The following is a 5,195-nucleotide window of genomic DNA, read 5'->3' on the forward strand; positions in this document are numbered from 1 at the left end:
CTTCTCATGCATCTTCAGCGTCGGCAGCGTCTTCTTGGCGAACTCCTTCAGCGCCGGGTCGTCGCCCGACCGCGCATAGGTGGAAAACAGCGCCACCGCCTGCTTGTGCGCCTCGGTTTGCAACATGATGTATTTGGCCTGGAAGGCCTCGCCATCCAGCGCCTTGAGCTGGTCCAGCATCGCCTGGTCCTTCGGCAGCAGCGGCGGGCCTTCCGGGGTCACCGACGCGGTGGTCTGGCTCCTCTCCAGCGCTGCCACGAAATCCTGGCCGGCCCTGGTGTGGTCCTTGACCATCAGCGCGGCGAATTCCCTGACGTCGGCGGCGACACCCTTCTCCTCGGCCAGCTTGCTGCTCTCGATCTCGAAGCGGTTGGCGCTGACCAGCGACCTGGAGAACGTCTCGGTGTCGACCTTGTTGCCCGAAACCGGTGGCACGTCGGCAGGCAAGGACTGTTGGGCGAAAGCCGCGGGCACGCCGGCCAGAAGGGCCAGCGTGGCAAAGGTGAGATGGCGTCTCATCGATACTCTCCGTGTTGGATCCTCGAAGGTCCAACGCGGCAGATGCGGTGAGGTTGCGCTTCGCCCGGCCCCTCAGTGGCAACACGCCTCCCCATACTGCAGCTGCTCGTTCCAGTTCGGCCGCCCTTCCGGCGTGAAATCCATCAGGTTCCACAGGATCTCGCAGGTGCCGATGGCGCGCGGATCCTGGTTAGGCTCCGACGGTGCGAAGCCGAGCTCCGACGACCAGAAATGGCGGATGCCATCGCCATCGCGATGAAACACCGACAGCAGCGGGATCTGCGCGCCGTCGGCATCCTCGGCATTGTAGTCGCGCTTGAAGCTGTTGCCGGCCGACGACACCAGCCGCATGTTGCGCCAGCCTCTGTCTCGGCCGAGCGTGACCAGGTTTTCGAGTGCGGTCTTGGCCACCACAGCGAAATTGAGGCCGGCGGCTTCGAGATGGCCGACCGCGCCGTCGAACTGGTCGAGCAACGCCGTGCAGGACGGGCATGGCTGGTCCGGCCGGGCGAGCTTCGCCGTGCCGCCGCTGGTTGCAACCTCGCGCGTCTCCTGCGGGTGGCGCGGAAACATCATGTTGTAGAGGATCAAGCTGTCCTTGCCCGGCGCGAACAGCTCCGAAAATTTGCCCTTGGCGGGCCTTCCCTCGGTATCCAGCGCGTCGAACTCATAGTCCTGGCGGATCAGCCCGCCTGGCGGCAGCGCGCGCCGAGCCTCGGCGACTTCCTCCATGACGCGGCGCAGCTCGATTTCCTTGCGCAGCAGTTTTTCACGCGCGGTGCGGTATCTCGCGGATTCGTTGGGAAAGGTGATCATGGTCGGCTCCTTCAAGTCGCGGCGCCGGCGTACCGGCGCGGTTGCTCTGCGACCCAAGGACGTTTGGCGACGATCGGTTCCGACATTCTTGCACGCGCGCGGCGATGACGGGCCAAACCTTCCCGAGCGTCGGAGAACGCTACTGCGCCGCCGGCACCGGACAGTCCAGGACACCTTCCTCGCAATGGAGATAGCTCTGAAAATCCTTCAGCCTGAGGTTGGTGAGCCCCGCCTGGCAATTGGCGACCACCATCGGACGGACGCTGCCGGCGGTTTCGGGTGGACCGCCCTGGAAGGAGCATTCGGCGTCGCGGAAGGCAACCCAGGCGCGCTGTGCATCGACCAGAAGTTTCTTCGACCCAGCATTGTCCTTCAGCCGGCCCTCGATCTGCCTGTAGGCCTCGTTGAGCTTCTTGTCGGCCGCATCGAAATCCTTGCCGGCGCATTCGTCCATGGTCGCCTGGTCCTGCGCATTGGCGCAGTCGTCGGCGGCTCGTGCGGCGCCGACAAAGAGCGGAGCGGCAAGCATCAGGGTGGCAAGGCTGGAGAGCAGAAGCCGCATCATGTTTCCTCCGGTTCTAGCAAAGCCCGACGCGGGCGAAGCTTAGCAACCGGATGAGTGCAGGCAAGGTGCGACCTGCCGCCTTGGTGGACAGTTTCTTTCGGATGTGGAACCCGTCCGGCTTTCCCGCATTCTCACCGCGGGTTAAAGCCTGCCCAGCCTGGGGGACAAAATGCACGACGGCGAGATCGACCTGCGCTGCCCGCAAGTGGTGGCCGACAATGCCGCCAAGGGCCTCAGGCTGCGCGAAGAATTCGGCCGTGGCGGCACCGAGATCGGCGTCGCCCGCGCCACCGAACTGAAGAATCGCGAAAAGCTCGCCCCCTCCACCATCCGCCGTATGGTCAGCTATTTCGCCCGCCACGAGATCGACAAGCGCGGCAAGAACTACGGCAATGAGCAAAACCCGTCGGCCGGCTATATCGCCTGGCTGCTGTGGGGCGGCGACGAGGGCCGCGCCTGGGCGCTGGAGCTCAAGAAGAAGATCGGCAACGCACCGGATATCTAGAAGATCGCGCAAGAAGGCGGGTTCCGAAACCCGCCCCGGAACCCGCCATGGAGGAGCTGACGCAAGCCGGTGCAGCCTCCCCCTGTGCCCAGCCAATCGACGATCCCGGATCGGCTGAAATGGTGTAGTGACGCAACGTTAGCATTGGCCGGCAGCCGCCTATGTGAAGCGGTTCACAATGCGCTGGAAAACCCGCTGACGCCAATCGACATGGAGCGACCGGCGCCTTGGGTCGCAGCGCCGGCGTCCCTGCGCTGCCGCAAGTGGTGGCCGACAATGCCTGGGCGATTGATCTCAAGCAGAAGATCTGCAACGCGCCGGACATCTGAGAACTTCGCCGACCACTCCTCACCCTTTAACCCCGCCGGCGGTGAGGCCGGAGACGATCTTGCGCTGGAAGATCAGGACCAGCACCACCAGCGGCACCGTGACGATCACCGATGCCGCCATGATGTTGCCCCATGGGATCTCGAACTGCGAGTTGCCGGAGAGCAGCGCGATCGCCACCGGCACGGTCCGCTGTGCGTTGTTGGAGGTGAATGTCAGCGCAAACAGGAACTCGTTCCACGCGCCGATGAAGGCCAGCAGGCCGGTGGTCGCCAGCGCCGGCCACATCAGCGGCAGGAAGACACGCGTGATGATGATCCACGGCGTCGCGCCGTCGAGGATCGCCGCCTCCTCGACCTCGACCGGCAGATCGCGGACGAAGGTGGTGAGCACCCAGACGGTGAACGGCAAGGTGAAGATCATGTAGGAGAAGATCAGCGCGAACAGCGAATTGTAGAGACCGAACATGCGGACCAGTTCGAACAGCCCGGCCAGCAGTGCCACCTGCGGGAACATCGACACCGACAGGATTGTGAACAGCAGGGCCGAGCGGCCGCGGAATCGAATACGTGCCAGCGCATAGGCGGCGGTGACCCCGAGCAACAGCGACAGCCCGACGACCGCGCCGGAGACGAAGAGCGAGTTCAACAGGTTTCTTACGAAGCTGCCCTCGGTCAGCACGCTCTTGTAGTTTGCGAGACTGATCGTCGTCGGCCACAGATCGGCCCGAAACAGATCGGTCCCCGATTTCAGGCTGGTGACGATGGCGTAGTAGAACGGGAACACCGCGACGAAGACGATCCCCCCGACCAGCAGGTAAAAGGCCGTGCGCTTCAGGATCCACATATCAGCGGCCTCCGTCCAGGCTTATCCGGCCGATCCGGATGGTGACGATGGTGAGCAGAGCGAGGATCAGGAAGAGCAAGGTCGAGGCGGCGGAGCCATAGGCGAACTTGTCGAACTCGAACAGGTTCTCGCGGGCGAACACCGACATCGACTTGGTGTGCACATTGTTGGGCGTCAGCACATAGATCAGGTCGAAGATGCGCAGTGCATCGAGCGCGCGGAAGATCACGGCCACCATCACCGCCGGGCGGATGAGCGGCAAGGTCACCCGCCAGAAGATCTGCCACGGATTGGCGCCGTCTAGCCTGGCGACCTCTATGATCTCCCTCGGCAGCATCTGCAGCGCGGCCAGGATGAGCAGCGTCATGAACGGTGTCGCCTTCCAGATATCGACGATGAGGACCGCCGCCATCGCCGTGTCGGCGTTGGCCGTCCAGGCGATCTTGCCGCTGATCAGGCCGAGGTTGAGCAGCACGACGTTGATGATGCCGAACTGGTCGTTGAGCATCCATTGCCACATCTTCGCCGAGACGATCGTCGGGATAGCCCAAGGGATCAGGATCGCCGCCCTGACGATGCCGCGGCCTGGGAATTCGGCATTGAGAACCAGGGCAACGATCATGCCGAGGGTGGTCTCGCAGGTCACCGAAATCACAGTGAAACGCACCGTGTTCCAGACGGCACGCCACCAGACCGGGTCGACGAGCAGACCATCGTAGAGGTTGCGGCCGCTCGGCATGTGCAGCACCGAGAAGTAATTGGCAAAGCCGACCCATTGGCGCGCGTCGAGGTCGGCCAGCGAGGCGTCGGTGAAGCTGAAATAGACCGTGCGGGCAAGCGGCCAGCCGGCCGCCGCGGCGAGCACCAGAAGCATTGGCGCCAGGAAAAGCCACGCCGAGCGAACGCGCTGTGCCGTCAACGGCGAGTGCGCAGCCCTGGCTGTTTCAGGTAGCGGTTTCATTCTTGTCATCTCGCACCCGCTCGTTGTGGTCCCGCCGGGCGGATGCCCCGGCATCGTCGCGTCACCAGCCCCGGCCCTTCAGCTTGGTCAGCATCGCTTCGAGGTCGGCCAGATTGTCGGCGGCAGTGCCGTCGCCCGAGAGCGTGTTGTGAACGGCGTTCCAGAACTGGCTCGACGCCTCGTTGTATTTGATCCTGGTCGCGGCCGAGGGGCGCGGCACCGCATTGAGAAAGATCCGCTTCCAGCGCGGAACAATCGGCTGTTCCCTGGCGATGTCGGCATCGTCATAGAGCGCCTGGATAGTCGGCAGGTTGGACGTCTTCAGCGTCCGGTATTTCTGCATCGCGGGCGAGGCGATGAACTTGACCAGCTCGATCGCGGCATCCGGATGCTTCGAATATTTGGAGACGGCGAGGTTCCAGCCGCCCAGGGTCGCGACCGCTCGGGCGCCTTCGCCGGTGCCGGCCGGCAGCGGTGCCACGTCGAACTTGCCCGTGATCGGCGAGCCCTCGCCGTTGCCGAGTGCATAGGCATAGGGCCAGTTGCGCATGAAGACCGCGTTGCCGGTCTGCCAGACGCCGCGCGATTCCTCTTCCTGGTAGGCGAGTACGCCGGGAGGCGCGATGGTCCCGACCCAGCCCTTGATCATATCGAGC

7 protein-coding genes are annotated in these 5,195 nt (G+C 64.0%); 1 reads left to right on the top strand and 6 read right to left on the bottom strand.

The genetic code is table 11. The features are described 5' to 3' along the window. From EN935_RS21345 to EN935_RS21355, 3 genes are all read right to left on the bottom strand, one after another. The coding region (locus EN935_RS21345) for a DUF4142 domain-containing protein (protein ID WP_164771244.1) at window positions 1–519 on the bottom strand (519 nt) is incomplete at its 3' end. A 72-nt stretch (window positions 520–591) separates the two neighbouring features. Further along, a complete protein-coding gene (locus tag EN935_RS21350) occupies window positions 592–1,335 on the bottom strand; it encodes a DUF899 family protein (protein ID WP_164757573.1) in 744 nt (247 codons plus the stop codon). 139 nt (window positions 1,336–1,474) lie between these two features. Further along, a complete protein-coding gene (locus tag EN935_RS21355; protein WP_348629901.1) occupies window positions 1,475–1,900 on the bottom strand; it encodes a lysozyme inhibitor LprI family protein in 426 nt (141 codons plus the stop codon). Window positions 1,901–2,069: 169 nt separating this feature from the next. Here EN935_RS21355 and EN935_RS21360 point away from each other — a divergent pair, with 169 nt between their 5' ends. Further along, complete coding sequence (locus EN935_RS21360) at window positions 2,070–2,405, top strand: hypothetical protein (RefSeq protein WP_109659956.1); 336 nt, start codon at window positions 2,070–2,072, stop codon at window positions 2,403–2,405. 348 nt (window positions 2,406–2,753) lie between these two features. On the opposite strand, the gene EN935_RS21365 is transcribed toward EN935_RS21360, so the two are convergent. The 3 genes from EN935_RS21365 to EN935_RS21375 all read right to left on the bottom strand — a co-directional run. Beyond that, window positions 2,754–3,578, bottom strand: coding sequence for a carbohydrate ABC transporter permease (locus EN935_RS21365; protein WP_109659952.1), 825 nt, complete (start codon window positions 3,576–3,578; stop codon window positions 2,754–2,756). A gap of 1 nt (window position 3,579) precedes the next feature. Further along, window positions 3,580–4,548, bottom strand: a complete 969-nt coding sequence (locus EN935_RS21370; RefSeq protein WP_109659950.1) for a sugar ABC transporter permease — start codon at window positions 4,546–4,548, stop codon at window positions 3,580–3,582. Window positions 4,549–4,600: 52 nt separating this feature from the next. Then, window positions 4,601–5,195 (bottom strand): extracellular solute-binding protein (locus tag EN935_RS21375; RefSeq protein ID WP_127373584.1); only part of this gene is annotated, 595 nt, incomplete at its 5' end.

Source organism: Mesorhizobium sp. M7D.F.Ca.US.004.03.1.1 (assembly GCF_003998635.1).
In the GTDB taxonomy this organism is placed as follows: domain Bacteria; phylum Pseudomonadota; class Alphaproteobacteria; order Rhizobiales; family Rhizobiaceae; genus Mesorhizobium; species Mesorhizobium loti.